At 72.0% G+C, this 18009-nt stretch carries 15 protein-coding genes and 1 tRNA gene; 9 read left to right on the forward strand and 7 right to left on the reverse strand.

Annotation, left to right across the window (positions count from 1 at the left end):
• The first annotated feature begins 71 nt into the window (after window positions 1-71).
• The 3 genes from ACFV4P_RS30945 (at window position 72) to fusA (ending at window position 3983) form a co-directional block, all read left to right on the forward strand.
• The gene (locus ACFV4P_RS30945; RefSeq protein ID WP_380476778.1) at window positions 72-902 is read left to right on the forward strand and encodes a VC0807 family protein; all 831 of its coding nucleotides are present in this window, start codon (window positions 72-74) and stop codon (window positions 900-902) included.
• 126 nt (window positions 903-1028) lie between these two features.
• Window positions 1029-1433 carry a hypothetical protein gene (locus ACFV4P_RS30950; RefSeq protein WP_380476780.1) on the forward strand — a complete coding sequence of 135 codons (405 nt, stop codon included), beginning with the start codon at window positions 1029-1031 and terminating at the stop codon, window positions 1431-1433.
• Window positions 1434-1898: 465 nt separating this feature from the next.
• Complete coding sequence (fusA, locus tag ACFV4P_RS30955) at window positions 1899-3983, forward strand: elongation factor G (RefSeq protein WP_380476782.1); 2085 nt, start codon at window positions 1899-1901, stop codon at window positions 3981-3983.
• A gap of 61 nt (window positions 3984-4044) precedes the next feature.
• Here the strand turns inward: fusA and ACFV4P_RS30960 are convergent, their stop codons facing one another.
• The 3 genes from ACFV4P_RS30960 to ACFV4P_RS30970 all read right to left on the reverse strand — a co-directional run bounded on the left by ACFV4P_RS30960 (window position 4045) and on the right by ACFV4P_RS30970 (window position 7805).
• On the reverse strand, window positions 4045-6105 hold the full coding sequence (locus ACFV4P_RS30960; RefSeq protein ID WP_380476784.1) for a phosphocholine-specific phospholipase C: 2061 nt from the start codon (window positions 6103-6105) through the stop codon (window positions 4045-4047).
• Between the two features lie 226 nt (window positions 6106-6331).
• On the reverse strand, window positions 6332-6754 hold the full coding sequence (locus ACFV4P_RS30965; RefSeq protein WP_241844702.1) for a very short patch repair endonuclease: 423 nt from the start codon (window positions 6752-6754) through the stop codon (window positions 6332-6334).
• A gap of 148 nt (window positions 6755-6902) precedes the next feature.
• Window positions 6903-7805 (reverse strand): helix-turn-helix domain-containing protein, encoded by a 903-nt coding sequence (locus tag ACFV4P_RS30970; RefSeq protein ID WP_380476786.1) that lies wholly within the window; start codon window positions 7803-7805, stop codon window positions 6903-6905.
• Window positions 7806-7946: 141 nt separating this feature from the next.
• Here ACFV4P_RS30970 and ACFV4P_RS30975 point away from each other — a divergent pair, with 141 nt between their 5' ends.
• Window positions 7947-8561, forward strand: a complete 615-nt coding sequence (locus ACFV4P_RS30975) for a YbhB/YbcL family Raf kinase inhibitor-like protein (protein WP_380476788.1) — start codon at window positions 7947-7949, stop codon at window positions 8559-8561.
• Window positions 8562-8639: 78 nt separating this feature from the next.
• Here the strand turns inward: ACFV4P_RS30975 and ACFV4P_RS30980 are convergent, their stop codons facing one another.
• On the reverse strand, window positions 8640-9359 hold the full coding sequence (locus ACFV4P_RS30980; RefSeq protein ID WP_380476790.1) for an SDR family oxidoreductase: 720 nt from the start codon (window positions 9357-9359) through the stop codon (window positions 8640-8642).
• 198 nt (window positions 9360-9557) lie between these two features.
• Here ACFV4P_RS30980 and ACFV4P_RS30985 point away from each other — a divergent pair, with 198 nt between their 5' ends.
• From ACFV4P_RS30985 to ACFV4P_RS30995, 3 genes are all read left to right on the forward strand, one after another.
• The gene (locus tag ACFV4P_RS30985; protein WP_380476792.1) at window positions 9558-10130 is read left to right on the forward strand and encodes a TetR/AcrR family transcriptional regulator; all 573 of its coding nucleotides are present in this window, start codon (window positions 9558-9560) and stop codon (window positions 10128-10130) included.
• 210 nt (window positions 10131-10340) lie between these two features.
• On the forward strand, window positions 10341-11606 hold the full coding sequence (locus ACFV4P_RS30990; protein WP_380476866.1) for an MFS transporter: 1266 nt from the start codon (window positions 10341-10343) through the stop codon (window positions 11604-11606).
• Between the two features lie 136 nt (window positions 11607-11742).
• Window positions 11743-11816, forward strand: a tRNA-Pro gene (locus ACFV4P_RS30995).
• A gap of 471 nt (window positions 11817-12287) precedes the next feature.
• On the opposite strand, the gene ACFV4P_RS31000 is transcribed toward ACFV4P_RS30995, so the two are convergent.
• The 3 genes from ACFV4P_RS31000 to ACFV4P_RS31010 all read right to left on the reverse strand — a co-directional run bounded on the left by ACFV4P_RS31000 (window position 12288) and on the right by ACFV4P_RS31010 (window position 15938).
• Window positions 12288-13031, reverse strand: a complete 744-nt coding sequence (locus ACFV4P_RS31000; RefSeq protein WP_380476794.1) for a hypothetical protein — start codon at window positions 13029-13031, stop codon at window positions 12288-12290.
• Between the two features lie 76 nt (window positions 13032-13107).
• Entirely contained in the window at window positions 13108-14943 is a 1836-nt protein-coding gene (locus tag ACFV4P_RS31005; protein WP_380476796.1) for an RNA-binding domain-containing protein, read from the reverse strand.
• Between the two features lie 509 nt (window positions 14944-15452).
• Window positions 15453-15938 (reverse strand): DUF6283 family protein, encoded by a 486-nt coding sequence (locus ACFV4P_RS31010; protein WP_380476798.1) that lies wholly within the window; start codon window positions 15936-15938, stop codon window positions 15453-15455.
• A 295-nt stretch (window positions 15939-16233) separates the two neighbouring features.
• Between ACFV4P_RS31010 and ACFV4P_RS31015 the strand changes: the two genes are divergently transcribed.
• Both ACFV4P_RS31015 and ACFV4P_RS31020 read left to right on the forward strand, forming a co-directional pair.
• The gene (locus ACFV4P_RS31015) at window positions 16234-16485 is read left to right on the forward strand and encodes a hypothetical protein (RefSeq protein ID WP_380476867.1); all 252 of its coding nucleotides are present in this window, start codon (window positions 16234-16236) and stop codon (window positions 16483-16485) included.
• Window positions 16486-17425: 940 nt separating this feature from the next.
• Window positions 17426-17692 carry a hypothetical protein gene (locus tag ACFV4P_RS31020; RefSeq protein WP_380476799.1) on the forward strand — a complete coding sequence of 89 codons (267 nt, stop codon included), beginning with the start codon at window positions 17426-17428 and terminating at the stop codon, window positions 17690-17692.
• Window positions 17693-18009 lie beyond the last annotated feature (317 nt).

Here is an 18009-nt window from a genome sequence, read left to right on the forward strand (position 1 = left end):
GGACGGGGATGAGGGGGATGGACGTGACGGCGACGGGGGCGGCGATGGGGGCGGCTGTGGCGGGGGCGGGCTTGGCAGAGACGGGCGTTGGGGTGGCGGGCGGCACCGCCTCGGGCGCGGCGGCTTCCGGTGCGGCGGCTTCCGGTGGCGCGGCCTCGGGTGGTGTTTCGGGTGGTGCTTCGAGCGGTGCGGCCTCGGGTGGCGGCGCCGAGCCGCCGCGGACGGCGGACGGGCAGATCGACTGGGCGGCGCTGGCCGGGGACGACTCGACGCCGAAGCAGCGGTCTGCGCGTGGCCTGCGGCGGGCGGGCAAGTCGCTGGTGTTCGAGCTGGCGATCCCGCTGGGCGCCTACTACACGCTGCTCGGGTTCGGCGCCGGCCAGTGGCTGGCGATCACGCTGAGCACCCTGGCCGCCCTGCCGTGGCTGCTGTACGGACTGGTGCGCAACCGCCGGCTGGACGCGATGCCGGTGTTCACCCTGCTGCTGATCGGTGTGGGTGCACTGCTGTCGGCGGTGACGGGCAGCCCCAGGGTGCTGCTGGTGCGCGACAGTTGGGTGTTCGGGGTGATCGGCCTGTGGATCCTGGGCAGCCTGCTGACCCGCCGCCCGTGGGCGCTCGGCGCGGCCCGGACGGTGGTCGCCGCCAAGATCGGTCCGGTGGGCGCGGACGCCTGGACCGGCCAGTGGGACTCCGATCCGACCTTTCGGCACCACATCCGCCTGCTGACGCTGCTCTGGGGCACGGGCTTCACCCTGGACGCCCTGATCCGGGTGGCGTTCGCGATGACCCTGCCGATCGGCGCGGTGCCGCTGGTGAACGCGCTGCAGTGGCTAGTCGTGCTGGGCGCGATGATCGGTCTCCACACCTGGTACGTGAAGCGGAACGGGCTGCTGGTCTGAGGCCGTCCGAGATTGGCCGAGGCCGTCCGAGGCGGGGGATGGGGGATGCGGTGCGGCGGTTCCGGCGGAGGTGGCCGGGGCCGGCCGCGGCCGTGCGTGTCGGTGGGTTCCGGCAGGATCGGCGGCATGATCGCTGTCGAGGACGTCATCGGGCGGGCCCGCCCGGAGGGCGTGCTGCCGCTGCTGACCCTGGCCGAGTTCTTCGCGGACAACACCGTCGAGGACTCGCTGGCCCCGAACCAGTGGGGCTACGGCCGACCGCCACTGGCCGACCTCGCCGCCGACCTGGCCCGGATCGCCGACCGGCCTGACGTCGCCTGGGTGCGGGTCCAACTCCACCCGGAGACATTGGACTTGGAAGAGGTACTGGCCGAGGCCGTCGCCGTCTGCACCAGCGCGGACGCCGCGAACTGCGAGTCCTGGACGGTCGGGTGGGAGTCCAGTGGCGTGGTGATCGGTCTGATCGACGACTACTCGGACGTGCCGCCGGTGCCCGCCGGAATGGCGATCCGGTCGATCGTCTGGGACTGACGAGACCTCAAGTCGGCTACGTGTGTGGCTTGTTGGTACTGCGGTCGAAAATCTGGATGACGGCGGAGGCCGGGCACTCCTAGACTCGGCGAGCCGAAAGAGGCCCGGGCCGGACGGCCGGCCGGGTGCACCGTGATGTGGAGAGGAGGGGCCAGTCGTGCGTAGCGCCGCTGTCGTCCTTCCCTCGTCGCGGTTCGAGGTGATCCTGGTGTCCTCGGCAGACCGGCGCCCGCTGCGCGGCCGGCGCCGGTAAGGCCTGCGAGCCCTCTCCCCTCAACCACCCTGCTGCGAAAGCCCGTTGTCGGCGTCGCTCGGGCACTTCACATCGCATCGCATCGCATCGCGTCGTGTCGTGCCGTGTCGCGTCGCTGTCGAGGGGTGTGTCCGGGTGGTGTGGTGCCGCTCGTGCTGCCGCCGTGAATCGCGCTGCCCATTCCAGGACCGAACCCCGAAAGGCACCGGGCCATGCGCACCGACCTCGCCCTCCCCACCACCGGCACCACCGTCTCCGTCCCCGCCGCTGCCGCCGTCCGCAACCTCGGCATCCTCGCGCACGTGGACGCCGGAAAGACCACCGTTACCGAGCGCATCCTGTTCCTGACCGGGGCGATCCACCGGCGCGGCGAGGTGCACGAGGGCACCACCGTCACCGACTTCGACCCGCAGGAACGCGATCGCGGCATCACCATCTCTGCCGCCGCGGTCAGTTGTGACTGGGACGGCCACCGGCTGAACCTGATCGACACGCCGGGGCACGTGGACTTCGCCGACGAGGTGGAGCGTTCGCTGCGCGTGCTGGACGGCGCGGTGGCGGTGTTCGACGCCGTCGCGGGCGTCGAGCCGCAGAGCGAGTCGGTGTGGCGGCAGGCGGACCGGCACGGCGTGCCGCGGATCGCGTTCGTCAACAAGATGGACCGGCCCGGCGCGGACCTGGACAGGGCGGTCGCCTCGATCCGGGAGCGGCTCCACCCGGTGCCGCTGGCGGTGCAGTTGCCGATCGGCCGGGAGGGTGACTTCGCCGGCGTGATCGACCTGCTCCGGCTGCGCGCGCTCACCTGGCCGGACGGTCCCGGCGGTGTCGAAGGCGTCCAAGTCGTCGACGTGCCGGAGGAGTTGGCATCCGAGGCGGAGCGTCGTCGGCAGGCGCTGGCGGAGGCGGTGGCCGAACTGCACCCGGCGGCGCTGGAGGAGTTCTGCGCCACCGGCACCCTCGGCGCGGACACCCTGGCGGGTGCGCTGCGCCAACTCACCGCCGAGGGACAGGCGGTGGTGGTGCTGTGCGGTTCCGCGTACCGCAACCGCGGCATCGAACCGCTGCTGGACGCGGTCGCGGCGTACCTGCCGTCGCCGCTGGACGTTCCGCCGGTCCGGGGTGACTGGCAGGGCGCCGTCCAGGAACGCCCGGCCGACGCCGAACAGCCGCTGGCAGCACTGGTGTTCAAGGTGAACGCGAGCACCACCGGGCGGCTCAGCAGTCTGCGGATCTACTCCGGCACGCTACGGAAGGGGGACACCGTGCTCGACGCGCGCACCGGGCGCACCGAGCGGATCGGCCGCATCCTGCGGGTGCAGGCCGACCGGCACACCGAGACGGACACGGCGGTGGCCGGCGACATCGTCGCCGTCGTCGGGCCCAAGGCCGCGCGGGCCGGCAGCACGCTGTGTGCGCCCGGCGCACCCCTGGTGCTCGAACCGGCCGTCGCCGCCGACCCGGTGGTGACCGTCGCGGTCGAGGCGCGCCGTTCGGTGGACGCCGACCGGTTGGCGGCGGCGCTGTTCCGGCTCGCCGAGGAGGACCCGTCGCTGGTGGTCGGGACCGACCCGGAGAGCGGGCAGCGGGTGCTGTCCGGCCTCGGTGAACTGCACCTGGAGGTGGCGGTGGAGTCGCTCCGTCGCTCCGGGCTGGAGGTCACCGTCGGCCGGCCGTGGGTCGCCTACCGAGAGACGCTGTCCGGCACGGTCGCCGGGCTCGTCCTGCGGCACGTCAAACAGGACGGCGGCGCAGGGCAGTTCGCGCACATCGTGGTCGACGTCGAACCGCTCGGCGAACCCGGCACGGACGGCTTCGAGTTCCGCTCCACCGTCACCGGCGGGCGGGTCCCGCAGGAGTTCGTGCAGGCCGTCGCGGCGGGCTGCCGCGACGCCCTCGCGGACGGCCCGCTCGGCCACCCGGTCACCGGGGTCCGGGTCACCCTCACCGACGGGGCGACCCACGTCAAGGACTCCTCCGACCTGGCGTTCCGCACCGCCGGACGGCTCGCCCTGCGCGAGGCGCTGCGGCGCGGCGGACCGGTGCTGCTGGAACCCGTGGTGGACGTCACCGCGACCGTCCCGCCGGACAGCGTCGGCGGCGTCCTCGGCGACCTGTCCGCCCGCCGCGGCCGCGTCCACGGCTCCGACCCGCACGGCGCCCTCGGCGCCGTCCTGACCGCCACCGTCCCGCTGGCCGAACTCTTCGGCTACGCAGGCGCGTTGCGCAGCCGCACCCAGGGCCGCGGCACCTTCACCACCCGCCCGGCCGGCTACGCCCCGGCCCCCCGCGGCCAGTAACCGCCACAACGTCCGGCCCCGACCGCAACTCCCGGTCGGGGCCGGCCACGTGGGCACTTTTTCAGGTGGTCAGCAGGCCGGGGTCGGAGAGCGACGGGGTGCCGGTTTCGATGTGGCCGGCGAGGCGGCGGACGAAATCGGGGGTGAGGTTGGAGGTGATGGTGAGGTCGTACCAGCGGCGGCAGGTGGAGAGGTCGGCGGAGAGGGTGGCGGTGGCGCCGCGGCGGACGGTGACGGTCTGCGGGGCGCCCGCGTAGGCGTTGGCGACGGTGAGGACGGCGTCGGCGCCGGCCGGGTTGGTGAAGGTCAGGTCGAGGTTGCCGGTGGCGGCGCTGTGGCGGGCGGTGACCTCGGGGCCCGCGGTCTTGCCGGGATTGCGGAAGCGGCGCAGGAAGCCGTTCGGGCCGAACACGGTGAGGTCGGTGACGCCCTGGGAGTAGGTGGTGTTCCAGGCGTCCGAGATGCTGGTGCCGGCCTCGGCGGTGTACGTCCACGGGCCGTCGGTGCGGTTGGCGGAGGTGACCAGGAACTGGGCGCCGGCCGCCTGCCCGCCGCTGAACGTCAGCGCGTACTTGCCGGTCGAGACGTCCGCCGAACCATCCACGTACGGCGCGTACTTGAGCGGACGGGTGGGCTTCGCGCCGGGCTCCTGCCGGGGCAGTGCGCCGGTGGCGGGCGGGGTCGGCACGTAGTCGGCGTGCCGGTTGCGGTCGGGCGGCAGGTAGCCGGCCGTCGAGGGCAGCGTCGCGGGGGTCGCGTTCGAGGCGGTGAAGTCGAAGGCGGATGTCAGGTCGCCGCAAATGGCGCGCCGCCAGGGGGATATGTGGGGTTCGCGGACGCCGAAGCGCTGCTCCATGAACCGGATGATCGAGGTGTGGTCGAAGGTCTCCGAGCAGGTGAAGCCGCCGGTGCTCCACGGCGAGACCACCAGCATCGGCACCCGCTGCCCGAGCCCGTACGGCCCGGCGGCGTAACTCACGTTCCCCGCGAACAGGTCGGCGCCGGTGGCGACGGTCGACAGGCCCTGGTTCGCGGAGGACGGCGGGAACGGCGGCACCACGTGGTCGAAGAAGCCGTCGTTCTCGTCGTACGTGATGAACAGTGCGGTGCGGGCCCACACGTCCGGGTTGGAGGTGAGCGCGTCCAGCACCTGCGAGACGTACCAAGCGCCGTAGTTGGCGGGCCAGTTGGGGTGCTCGGTGTACGCCTCGGGGGCGGCGATCCAGGAGATCTGCGGCAGCGTCCCGGCCTGCACGTCGCGCCGCAACCGGTCGAACAGGCCGTCGCCCGCCTTGGCGTTCGTCCCGGTGCGGGCCTTCTCGTAGAGTGCGTCGCCGGGCTTGGCGTTGCGGTAATTGTTGAAGTAGAGAAGGGAGTTGTCGCCGTAGTTGCCGCGGTACGGGTCGTTGATCCAGCCCCAGCCGCCGGCCGCGTTCAGACCGTCGCCGATGTCCTGGTAGATCCGCCAGGAGACACCGGCGGCCTCCAGCCGCTCCGGGTAGGTGGTCCAGGAGTATCCGGCCTCCTGGTTGCCGAGCACGGGCCCGCCGCCGGTGGCGTCGTTGCCGGTGTAACCCGTCCACAGGTAGTACCGGTTGGGGTCGGTGGAGCCGATGAACGAGCAGTGGTACGCGTCGCAGAGCGTGAAGGCGTCGGCGAGCGCGTAGTGGAAGGGGATGTCCTGCCGGGTCAGGTACGCCATGGTGGTCGCCGTCTTGGCGGGCACCCACTGGTCGTACTTGCCACCGTTGAAGGCCTGGTGGCCGCCCGCCCAGTCGTGGTTGAGGTCCTGGACGAACTGCATCCCGAGATCGTTCACCTGCGGCCGGAACGGCAGGATCTCCTTCTTCACGCTGTTTGTCTGGTACCAGACCGGCTTCCCGCTGGGCAGCGTCACCGGCCGCGGGTCGCCGAACCCGCGCACCCCCTTCATCGAGCCGAAGTAGTGGTCGAACGACCGGTTCTCCTGCATCAGCACCACGATGTGCTCGACGTCCTGGATCGTGCCGGTGGCGCCCTGCGGCGCGATCGCGGCGGCCCGTGCGATGCTCGGCGCCAACGCGGAGAACGCCAGCCCGGTACCGGCGAGTTGAAGGAAACGACGCCGACTCGGTTCAACCATGGGAAGTCCACCTCTGAGGGTATGAGGGCCCGAAGCACGCACTGCCCCCAGCACACCGTCCCCGCCCCACGATCCGGCGGCCCGCCCGTGTCTGAGTGCTGTACGCCGAGCGAATGCCTTGAGTTGTTCGGACAAGACTGCCCAGGGTGCCCTCAACTTATACAGACAAGCTCATTCCGCCGGCCGGGCAGGGGAGTTACCCGACCCGTCGGTCGGCACCGGGACGTCACGGGCGCTTGCGGCGGCTCCGGACCAGGTCCTGGACGGTGTGGGCGATCTCCTCGGGCGGCTGGTGTTCCCAGAAGCGGAGGACGGTCCAGCCTTCGGCGGCGAGGTGGTCGGTGGTCTCGCGGTCGCGGGAGATGTTGCGGTCGAGCTTGGTGCGCCACCACTCGGCGTTGGCCTTGGGGCTGGTGGCGTGCTCGGGGCAGCCGTGCCAGAAGCAGCCGTCCAGGAACACCGCGACGCGCGGCCCGAGGAACAGGATGTCCACCGTGCGGCGCGGCATGCCGGGGACCCGGGCGTTGACCCGGTAGCGCAGGCCCGAGGCGTACAGCAGGCGTCGCACCGCGAGTTCCTGGGCGGTGTCCCGGGAGGACTGGCGGCTCATCCGGGCGGCGACGGACGGCGAGGACGCGGTGGGCGACATACCGCCAGTATCCGCCGGCCCGCCGACAGCCCGGCCGCGGACGGCCAGGCCGTGGACAGCCCCGGTGGACGCGGGCCGGTGGCGGGGTTCGGGCGGTGGGGTTGGCCGGTTCGGACGGCGAGTTCGGGCGGCGGGAACGGGCGGCGGGTCAGGCGGCCGGGAGTGGGTGGAGCGCCGTGCCGCCGGCCCGGGCTGCGCGGTGGGCGACCAGACGGCGGAGGGCGTGTTCGGTGGCGGCGTCGGCCGGAGTGACGGTGAACAGCAGGTGGTCGGTGGCCGGCCCGGTGGACAGGATGTCGTAGTGCAGTCGGAGCTCGCCGGCCTCGGCGTGGTGGACGCGTTTGCTGCCGGCGGAGCGTTCGAGCACGGTGTGGTCGGTCCACCAGGCATCGAACTCGGCGCTGTGGAAGCGCAGTTCGGCGACCAGCTCGGCCATCCGGGGATCGTTCGGGTGGCGGCCGTGACCGGCCCGGAGGTGGCCGACGGTCTCCCGGGCGACCCGGTGCCAGTCGAGCTGGGCGGCACGCGTGGCCGGGTCGAGGAAGAGCGACCGCGCCGTGTTGTCGGCCGGGCCGGTGCCGAACCCGGCCCCGAACAGGGCCCGCGCCGCCGCGTTGTGGGCCAGCACGTCGAGCCGGTGGTCGGTCAGGTATGCCGGGAACAGCGGTATGCCGTCAAGGAGTTGGCGGAGCGAGGAACGGACCTGGGCGCCGCCCGGGCCGGCCGGGGCGACTGCCGGACGGTCGCCGCGACTCTCCCGGCGGGCCAGCAAATGCAGGTGCCGACTCTCGTCCGGCGTCAGCCGCAGCGCGTCGGCGAGCGCGTCCAGGACGGCCGTGCCCGGCGTGCCGACCCGCCCCTGCTCCAGGCGGACGTACCACTCCACGCTGACGGCGGCCAGCTGGGCGACCTCCTGGCGGCGCAGCCCCGGCGTGCGGCGGTGCGGCCCGCGCGGGAGGCCGACGTCCTCGGGCTGCAGGCGGGCGCGCTTGGCCCGCAGGAAGGCGGCCAATTCGGCCTGCCGGGAGTCGTGTTGGGCTGTGCCGTTCATGGCGTCGATGATGCGGGCGGGCGGCGCGGGGCGTCCAGCGCCGAGCCTGGTACGCCGAATGTCACCATGCGGGGTGTCTCCCCAAGTGCCGGGGCGCGGACGAGGGTTGGGGCAGACCGTACCGACCAGGGGAGACGCCTCGTGCCACGCCTGTCCCGCACCACCGCTCTGCTGCTGAGCGCCGCCGCCGCCCTGACGCTGCTCTGCGCCGCTGACTCCAGCGCCCAAGTCCGGGAAACTGTCCGGGACTTCGGCCGGGTCTCGGTGCGCTCCGGGATCCCCGCCGACGCCGGGCGGTTCACCGTCACCAGCCCCGACCTGGTGAACGGCACATTCCCGCAGGCCAATTGGGCGAACTCCTTCGGCTGCGACGGCGGCAACCGCCCGCTGCGGCTGGAGTGGCGCGGCGCACCCGCCGGTACCCGCAGCTTCGCCGTCACCATGTTCGACCAGGACGCCCCGACCGGCTCCGGCTTCTGGCACTGGCTGAGCTGGGACCTGCCCGCCACCGCCACCGCACTGGGCGAGACGCTGCCGCCCGGCGCGGTGTCCGGAACCGAAGACGCGGGCCTGGCAGGCTACTTGGGCCCCTGCCCGCTCGTCGGCGACCGCCCGCACCGCTACCGGATCACCGTCTACGCACTGGACACCCCGAGCCTGGCACTGCCGGCCGGGACGCCGCCGGCCGTCACCGCGTTCACGATGGGCGGCCACGTGCTGGCGTACGGGCAGACCACGGCGGTGGCGGCGCGGTAGCGGGCCTTCCGCACACAACGTGCCTGGCCCGCACGTGAGTTGCGGGCCGGGCGGTGGTCGATGGGGGGTCGATGGGGGTCAGCTCATCGAGATGAGGTGCAGGCCGCCGTCCGACTCCAGGACGGTGCCGGTGAGGTTGCGGTTGGTCGCGGCCAGGGCGACCGCCTCCGCGACGTCATCCGCGCCGGCGATCCGGCGGACCGGCAACTGGGCTGCGGCGTGGGCGAAGTAGGACTCGCGGGCGTCCTGCGGCATGCCGTCCCACCACGGGGTGGCGACCAGGCCGGGGGAGACCGCGTTGACCCGGCGTGGGGCGAGTTCCACCGCGAGCGGGCGGATCATCGACTCCAGCGCGCCGTTCACCGCTGCCAGCCCGGCCGTGCCCGGCACGGCCGTCCGCGCCGAGACCGCCGTGACCAGGGTGATCGACCCGTCCTCGGTGAGGTGCGGCAACGCGGCCTGGACGGTCGTCAACTGCCCCCAGAACTTGGCCTCGAACGCACGGCGCAGCGCGGCCAGGTCGAGTTCGGCGAACGGACCCGCCCCCTCGGCGCCGCTGAGCGCGACCACCAGCCAGTCCAACGAGCCGACAGTGCGCAGGACTTCGGCGATCTGCTCGCGGTCGCCGCCGTCCGCGCGGTGCCCGACCAGCTCCGGGTCGCTCACCGCGAGGTCCTCCAGACGTTCCTTGCTGCGGCCCACCACGTGCACCGCCGCACCCTGCGCGTGCAGTCGGCGCGCGGTGGCCAGTCCGATGCCCGAGGTGCCGCCGACCACCAGTGCAGTGCGCTTGCTCATCCGTGCCATCTCCCCTGTGCCAGTTGATGAGGGCGGTCGGCTCGGCTTCGGCCGACTGCCCTGCCGAGGCGCCCGGCTCGCCAATTCGAACCGGTGCGTCTCGTCTCGAATTACGGTAGCGTGCTGCCCGTGATCGAGCAAACAGAATCTGCGGTCGGCGGACCGCCCGACGCTTCGTCCGACGCATTGTCAACTTCCGTGCAGGCGAGCCAGGTACGGCCCGGACGGCGGCGCAGCGAAGAGAGCCGGCAGGCGATCCTCGGCGCCGCGTTCGAGCTGCTCGCCGAGGTCGGCTACGCGCGCCTCACCGTCGAGGGCATCGCCGCCCGCGCCGGCACCGGCAAGCAGACCGTCTACCGCTGGTGGCCCGGGAAGGCCGACGTCCTGCTCGAAGCCATCACCGCCCACGCCCGACAGCACATCGCCCTCCCCGGGACCGGCGACCACGCCGCCGACCTGCGGACCTTCCTGGCCGCCACGTTCGCCGCCGCCACCCCGCGCACCGCGGACGCGCTGCGCGCCCTGATGGCCGAGGCCCAGATCGACCCCGCCTTCGGCGAACGCTTCCGCGAAACCCTGCTGCGCCCCCGCCGCGAAGCCCTCGCCACCCTCGTCGACCGCGCCCGCGAGGCCGGCCGGCTCGCCCCCCACCTCACCACCGCCACCGCCGTCGACCTCGCCTTCGGCACCCTCTGGTACCGCCTCCTCGGGACCCGCGAACCGCTCGACGACGAGCTTGCCGAGCTGCTGACGAGGACGTTGCTGCGTTGATGCGTGTGGTGCCGCGGTGATGCGTGTGGTCGCGTGTGGTGCCGCGGCGGGCTCCACCGGGATGACGTGGCTGTCCGGGCCCGGCGGTCGACTCTCCCCCTGTCGGACGACTCGCCTCCCGCCGCACCGGAGACGACCCCCGGCGGCGTGATCGTCGAACGGCTGGCCGAGCATGGCAGGGTGCCCACCGACTCGCCGTCCCGCCCGCCGATACCCGCCGCCGCACCCGCATCCCGGCTGCGCCGCCTCACCCGGGGCGCGTTCGCCGACCTGACTCCGCTGCGCCACAGCCCCGACTACCGCCGGCTGTGGTTCGGCCAGTCGGTGTCCGCCATCGGCCAGCAGATGACCGCCGTCGCCGTCGCCGTCCAGGTCTACGACCTCACCGGATCCACCTTCGCCACCGGCCTGGTCGGACTCTGCTCCCTCGTCCCCCTGATCGTCTTCGGCCTGTACGGCGGCGCCATCGCCGACCGGGTCGACCGCCGCCGCCTCGGCCTGATCGGCTCCGGCGGACTCGCCGTGGTCTCCGCCCTGCTCGCCGTCCAGGCCCTGCTGCACCTCGGCCTCGTCGCCCTGCTCTACGCGGCCGTCGCCCTCCAGGCCGGCTTCTTCGCCATCAGCTCGCCCGCCCGGTCCTCGATGATCCCCAGGCTCGTCCCGCGCGAGCAGCTGACCGCCGCCAACGCCCTCAACACCATCGGCATGAACCTCGGCCAGACCGTCGGCCCCATGCTCGGCGGCGTCGCCATCGCCGCGTACGGCACCCAGGCCGCGTACCTGGCCGACACCGTCGCCTTCACCGCCACCCTCTACGCGATGTGGCGACTGCCCGCGATGCGACCGCAGGCCACGAACGGCAAGCGCGCCACCGTCCTCGACGGCCTGCGCTTCCTGCGCGAACAACCCAACCTGCGGACGTCCTTCCTCGCCGACCTCGCCGCGATGATCTTCGGCCTCCCGCGCGCCCTCTTCCCGGCCATCGCCGTCGCCTTCTACGGCGGCGGACCCGGCACCGTCGGCCTGCTGGTCGCCGCCCCCGCCGTCGGCGCCCTGGCCGGCGGACTCTTCTCCGGCTGGATCGGCCGCATCCACCGCCACGGCCTCGCCGTCCTCGCCTCCGTCGCCGCCTGGGGCCTGGCCATCGCCGCATTCGGACTCGTCCACAACCTGCCGCTCGGCCTGCTGCTGCTCGCCGCGGCCGGCTGCGCCGACACCGTCTCGATGATCTTCCGCAACACGATGATGCAGGTCGCCGCCCCCGACGAGATGCGCGGCCGCCTCCAGGGCATCTTCATCGTCGTGGTGGCCGGCGGCCCCCGCCTCGGCGACTTCGAATCCGGCACCATCGCCACCCTCACCACCCCCACCCTCTCCATCCTCACCGGCGGCCTCGCCTGCCTCGCCGCCGTCCTCCTCCTCGCCGCCCGCCGCCCCGCCTTCCTCCACTACGACGCCCGCCACCCCACCCCCTGACCCGCACCCGGCCACACCCCGAAACCTGGCAGCGAGCACCCCCCGACGTGCTGTATTGTTTTCCACGTCGCCGGAACACACCGGAGACAACAGGTCAGAAAGCCAAGAAGCCCCCGGGCAGCGCGGCAGACGACCACGGGACGTGGCGCAGCTTGGTAGCGCACTTGACTGGGGGTCAAGGGGTCGCAGGTTCAAATCCTGTCGTCCCGACGCGAGTCGGAAAGGCCGTTGGCCGGGTTAACACCCAGGTCAACGGCCTTTTGCATGACGGGGCGTCAGGGACCGCGAAAATCGGTTCGTATGCTGTTTGGGACCATTTTGGGACCAGGGCCCCGGAGGCGGGGGTTGACCCCCTTTGACTGGGCCCGATTTGTCCATTTCGAACGTCACCCTCGGTGACCGATGCGAAATCGTGACAATTGATTTCCGGCCATGTTTTTGGCAGAAATCCCGCTTGCGTGGCGAAAGTTGGCCACGGCTGACGGCCTATCAGATGGCGGCTTGGTGTCAAAGAAGAGACCTCCCGGCTGGGGCCGTCGATCGCCAGGTGATTCCGGAGCCGGAAAGGTGGCTCTGCGTGACGGCCTGCCGGTGCGGCCGCCTCTCGCGCAGCCCGCGCCCCGCGCCGGACCCCCTGGGCAGTAGCGCACTTGACCCGGGCCCAAGTGGCCTTCCGTCCGGTTACGCGCCGGGAAGGCCCAGCCGGTCGAAGGCGGGATCACCGGGGAACGCGACCGACTCGATGCGCGCCGACGGGATCGGGGACATGTAGTGGACGGTGGCGTCGGCGGTTTCGCCGAGCGCTCTGCCCAGGAACACGTGCGCCAGCGAGGGTGCGGTGCTGTGCGGCTGGCCGTCGGCCAGGTCCAGGAGGGCGGTGACGACGGCCGGGCGGCCGAGCGACCGCAGCAGGGCCGTCATCTCCGGGTCGTCCTCCCAGTGCTGGTAGACCGCCTCCCCGCCCCAGAACGCCCGCAGGCGCCAGCCGAGGGTCTGGTTGGGGGCGAGTGCGTCGCCGGACAGCGTCAGGAACACGAAGCCCTTCCGTCCGCCGCCCTTGCGGGTGATGAGATTCGCGTCCTTCAACGCCGTGTACTGCGGGGTGGTGAGGTGGCCGAGGTCGGCGGCGCGGGCGAGGCGGTCGGCGACGCCCCGGCCGTCGGCGAGCAGTAGTCCGTGCTCCCGGATGCTGTCCGCCTCGTGGTCCAGCAGGCGAGTGCAGTGCCGTGCCCGGACCAAGTGCCCGGCCAGCAGCGGGGCCATCGCGTCCAGGTCGGCGTAGTCGCCGATGTCGGTGTCGGTGAAGCAGTCCCGGGGGAGTGCGGCGGCGGCGTGCCGCTGGGCGAACCCGGTCACGAGGTCGGCCAGCTGGGCGGGCCAGGTCACCGGGTCGTCCACGTCGACGACGGGGAGGGCGGAAGTCATGCTGGGCATCCTCCCGTACAGCGGCGGTGCCGGTGCTGCGGATGCCGCTGCTGTGCGGCGTGACGCCGGCTGCTCGCTAGAACCGGTCTTCCGCCGCGTCGATGTATCCGAACGCCTGAGCCATCCGGACCAGTGCGCGGCGCAGCAGGAGCCGCCGTTCCTCTTCGGTCAGTTGAGGATCAGCGGTGACGGTCACGCTCATCTCCGTCAGCGGCGCGCGGTCGCTGTCGCCGAACGGGGTGAGATCGACGAGGAGGTCCAGGGGAGGGGCCGCGGTGCCGTGAGGCGAACCGGCGGCGATCTGGAACAGCACTGTCGGCGGCTGGGACCACTGCCGAGGTGCGCTCGTGTCGACGACAGCGCCCGGCAGGACCCCGGTGGCGGTGCGCCACGCCGCGAGCAGGGTCTCCTCGACCTCCTCCAGCGACAGCCTTCGGCCGGGCCCGGAGGCACGGGACTCGGCGGGGGCGGAAGGTTGCGCCGCAGCGCTTTCGAGGCGCATGTCGGCACAGGAGACGACCGTCGAGTCCATGGCGTTCGGAAGAGCGAGCATCACCGCTGCGGTGAACGCAGCACCGCCTTCGCTGCGGCCGGTGCTGGAGTAGCTGACGGCGTCTGCGGCGTTGCGGTGCGGCCCCGGTACCCACGCCCCTGCTGGCAGGTCGATGCCATGCCGTAGGGAAAGGGTCCTCGCAGCGACAGCGAGAGGGCAGAACGGCAGCGCCTGCAGCAGGGTGCGCCGGCGTTCCGGCGTGACCTCCGGCTCCCTTGCCGCTGCCCAGGGGAGAGTGGCCAGCGCCCGGACGCGGAGTGTCGGAGCGGGGACGTCCGCGGTCCAGTTGCGCGCCGCTCTCGGCAGGTCGAAGCCGATCGTGGGAGTCGGCCGCCAGACCGGCTCCCCGCCGGTGGCGACCGTCAGCCGCCCCGGGCCCCAGGCGCCCCCGACGAGCTCGATCGCCTCTGCGTCCTCCAGCAGCGACGTCGGGGTGCCGCTGGCAGCCGGGGCGGGGAAGCCGACGGCCGCGAGCGCCTGGCCGCCTGGCGCACCGGAGCCGACCGCGAGGAGGTGCTGCCACAGCGGCTCGGCTACGGCGACCACCGGCCGGCCCGGCAGTGCGCACAGCACCCGACCCGCTGCGTCCCCGGCGGTGGCGAAGTGCTGCACGAGACCCGGACCGTCCTCGTAGACCGCGCCGGTCGGCTCGCCGAGCACCGCGCTGCCTCCCAGGCCGTCGTACGCGCGGCGGAACGTCATCTCGTGGCCTGGAGCATCCTGGCCGACGCGGTACCGGGGCTCGGCCTTGTCGCCGGCAGTGAGTTTGTCGACCAGTTCGTGGAGGGTGCGGGAGGGGGCGCCGTTCGCGGCCAGGCCCAGGGCGAGAAGCCGCTGGACCTCCGTCCTCGGCAGCCAGTGCGTCCCGTCGGACTCGCGCACCGGCACGGCGACGGTGAACGGGTTCACTTGTCCGGGCTTGCCGTTGGGCGCGGCCACGACGTACGGGAGATTCCCCGCGGTCTGCGGCGGTACGTCGATGAACGCGATGCCCTGCCCGGGGCCGCCGTGCTCGATCCACTCGATCGAGACGTTGCGCGGCGCGGGAGTGATCCGCTCCCGTAGGAGTTTGCGCATCCGGTCCAGGTCCACGGACGACCGGTCGAACGGCATCAGCCGGTCGAGGATCTCCTGCCCGTTCTCCAGACGGGTGCCGATGCCGAGGACGATCACGCCGCCTCCGGTGGAGTTGGCGAAGGACGCGACGTCCTTGGCCAACTCCTCCACCGCCGAGGGGTTCTTCAACTCGTACGGGGCGCCCTTGGCGTCCAGCCAACGGCATTCCAGGAGGCCCAGCAGGGCCGAAGGGTCGTTGGCGTACAGGGCGGTTCGAGCCTGTTCGAGTCCGGTCTCTGGCACCGGACCAGTATCCCGTGCGCCTCGGCGAGGTCTGCCGAAATCCGACGCAGCGGCTGGCGGGTTTTCGGTACCTGATGCCGTGGGAGCACGGTAGATCCAGGAACGTCGCACCCACCGGCTCCGGCCGGGCGGAGTGTGGGAGCGAAGCGGTTCCATAGCCCAGCGAAGGCTGCGATGGTGCCGTACCGGGATGGTTCGGAGCGACGCGCCGCCTGCGGTGAGGAGGTCACCCGGCTTGTGGCTGCGATGGTGCCGTGTTGGTGGCCAGATCGAACTCCCCAGCTACGGTCGGCTGATGAAGAGCCAGGTGACAGCGGCATCTGGTGACAGTCGGTGATGCACAGCATTCTTTCACTCCTGGAGGGAGGCTGTGCAATGGACATTGTTCAGCCCGCTACTCGGCCCCCGGACCTTGTCTGGGAGTTGCGGACGCAGGACGGGTGGTCAGCATCGCCGAGGCATTGGACGGCGAGACGATCTGGATCAGCCGGATCCGCGTTGATCTGCGCCTACTCCTTGTCAAAGGGAGGGCCTTTGGGCTGACGGCCGGGCACTGCGCGGGCGCGAAGGTGCTTCTGGCGGGCGAGCAACAGAGCGTCCAGATCAGGGTAGAGGGCAGGCCAGTCGGAAGCAGGGGCCAACGCCTCCCTCGGAAGGCTCTCGGTGACAAGCGCGATACGGATGGCGAAGTGGAAGTCACCGACAGTGGCCAGCCATCCTGCACACAGACGCCAGGCGTGAGCGGTACCGGGTTGGTCTCGATGACACGACACGGTCGGGGCCGTGATGGCTGCTTCCGCCCCGGGACGACCGTCAGCTCGCCGCAGCATCTCCATCTCTGCGTCGGAGAAGTCGGCCAGATCGGTGTCCAAGCGCCACGGGCATCGCATACACGGCGAGTTGCGATACTCCCGTGGCTCCCCGGCGGGCACGGTCTCCTCGCGGCGCAGGGGGCCGCCCGGCCCGTAGGGTTCACTGATCACGACGGCTATCATCGCGCAGCGAGGAACTGGAGGTAACCAAGGCGTTCAAGCAGCCGCACTTCCTCCGCCCTGCTGAGGATGGGCACCCGAACTTCGCTGCGCAGCTCTCCTCCTGGAGGCCGTCCTCGCCTCCGTCGATGACGAACCGGGCAGCCTCGCCACAGTTCCTCTGCCGGCCGATGGCCCCAGACTCGATCGTGTCGATATGCGGATGGAGGCGGGCTGACCGCCGCAGGACGGCTGCGCCGGGAGTCGGAGCGGATGCAAAGCAGCCGAGTTGTTCGAGCAGGGAGCCAGGCCCGCGGAGGTGGCCCGGCGCCTGCGGGTGAGTTCGAAGTCGGCCTACCAGTGGCACAAGTTGTGGCGCGAGGGCGGGGGCGAAGCGCTGGCATTGCGCGGCCCGGGCGGGTCGTGGTGCCGCCTGTCACCGCGCTGCCTGGCCGAGCTCGCCGCATACCTGGCCCAGGGCCCGGCCGCCGACACACCCCCAGGTGCAGCCGCCACACCACGCCCCACAGGCAGATCGGGACAGTTCACCCTAACGGGCCGAAGTCAGTAACAGTGCCGCACCGGGATGGTGCGGAGCGACCTGGACACCAAGGAGGAGCGGGCGCGACAGTACGGGCTGCAATGGTGTCGCATCGGGACGGTGCGGAGCGACCGGCCCTTCCTCATACGTCTGGTCGGGGCGGGGGTAGCTGCGATGGTGCCGCACTGGGATGGTGCGGAGCGACATGGACGGCACTGACTTCCCGCCCGTCGTCATGAAGCTGCGATGGTGCCGCACCGGAATGGTGCGGAGCGACGCGGTCGAGCCAGTCGCATGGGTCGGAGGAGGTGCCGCTGCGATGGTGCCGCACCGGGAAGGCGGGGAGCGACGCACCGGCCCGACCACCCACGTCTACAAGGGCACCGTGCTGCGATGGTGCCGCACCGGAATGGTGCGGAGCGACGCCTCGGATCGCGTTGCGCATCATGCGGGCGCCAGCGCTGCGATGGTGCCGCACTGGGCTGGTGCGGAGCGACAAGAGGATGAGTTGGCAGCTGCTGGCCGGGATCGGGCTGCGATGGTGCCGCACCTAGATGGTGCAGAGTGACCTGTCTTGCCGTAGCCGGACTTCCCTAGGAACAGACCGCTGCGATGGTGCCGCACCTGGATGGTGCGGAGCGGCCAGGCCGCCATGACCCTGGCGGAGCCGCCACCGCCGCTGCGATGGTGCCGCGCCGGGATGGTGCGGAGCGACCGGCCGGTGCGGGGAGCTGTAGGTCGGGGTGGACGACGCTGCGATGGTGCCGCACCGGGATGGTGCGGAGCGACCCCGCTTCCTGGTCACCGCACAGACCACCGGCACCCAGCTGCGATGGTGCCGCACCGGGATGGTGCGGAGCGACCGCGTCGTAGATGATGCGGCTCTTGACCGCGCCGGTGCTGCGATGGTGCCGCACCGAGATGGTGCGGAGCGACCAGCTCCTCGCCCAGCAGCAGGCGGCGGCCGTCCATGCTGCGATGGTGCCGCACCGGGATGGTGTGGAGCGACGTCCGGGAGGACTGCGGGTCCCGGACGGGCTTCGCGCTGCGATGGTGCCGCACCGGGACGGTGCGGAGCGACCTGGACCGCGACGGCAACATGGTCGTGCGGTTCGAGCTGCGATGGTGCCGCACCGAGACGGTGCGGAGTGACGTTTTCCCCGTCCTGTACAGCCTGGACGTCGAGGAGCTGCGATGGTGCCGCACCGGGACGGTGCGGAGCGACCCGAGACGTTGATGACGTTCGAGGCACCGTTGGCCGTGCTGCGATGGTGCCGCATCAGGAAGGTGCGGAGCGATCTACGTCTGTGACGGCATCGCCGACGAGGTGGAAATGCTGCGATGGTGCCGCACGGGATGGTGCGGAGCGACCAGGTGGGCGAGCGGTTCGCCGCGATGGACGCGGGAGTGCTGCGATGGTGCCGCACCGGGATGGTGCGGAGCGACCCGGACGACCAGGCGTGCGCCGGGCTGGCTGTCGAGGAGGCTGCGATGGTGCCGCACCAGGATGGTGCGGAGCGACTCCCCGCATCCCCGTCACCTGCCGTCGCTACC

Source organism: Kitasatospora sp. NPDC059795 (assembly GCF_042732175.1).
In the GTDB taxonomy this organism is placed as follows: domain Bacteria; phylum Actinomycetota; class Actinomycetes; order Streptomycetales; family Streptomycetaceae; genus Kitasatospora.

Excerpts from the sequence above, each read along its gene's own strand:
- ACFV4P_RS30980 (WP_380476790.1), bottom strand. The coding sequence starts at position 9,359 with ATGAGCAAGCGCACTGCACTGGTGGTCGGCGGCACCTCGGGCATCGGA.
- fusA (WP_380476782.1), top strand. The coding sequence starts at position 1,899 with ATGCGCACCGACCTCGCCCTCCCCACCACCGGCACCACCGTCTCCGTC.
- ACFV4P_RS30950 (WP_380476780.1), top strand. The coding sequence starts at position 1,029 with ATGATCGCTGTCGAGGACGTCATCGGGCGGGCCCGCCCGGAGGGCGTG.
- ACFV4P_RS30970 (WP_380476786.1), bottom strand. The coding sequence starts at position 7,805 with ATGAACGGCACAGCCCAACACGACTCCCGGCAGGCCGAATTGGCCGCC.
- ACFV4P_RS30960 (WP_380476784.1), bottom strand. The coding sequence starts at position 6,105 with ATGGTTGAACCGAGTCGGCGTCGTTTCCTTCAACTCGCCGGTACCGGG.
- ACFV4P_RS30965 (WP_241844702.1), bottom strand. The coding sequence starts at position 6,754 with ATGTCGCCCACCGCGTCCTCGCCGTCCGTCGCCGCCCGGATGAGCCGC.
- ACFV4P_RS31010 (WP_380476798.1), bottom strand. The coding sequence starts at position 15,938 with ATGATAGCCGTCGTGATCAGTGAACCCTACGGGCCGGGCGGCCCCCTG.
- ACFV4P_RS31020 (WP_380476799.1), top strand. The coding sequence starts at position 17,426 with ATGCTGCGATGGTGCCGCACCGGGATGGTGTGGAGCGACGTCCGGGAG.
- ACFV4P_RS31000 (WP_380476794.1), bottom strand. The coding sequence starts at position 13,031 with ATGACTTCCGCCCTCCCCGTCGTCGACGTGGACGACCCGGTGACCTGG.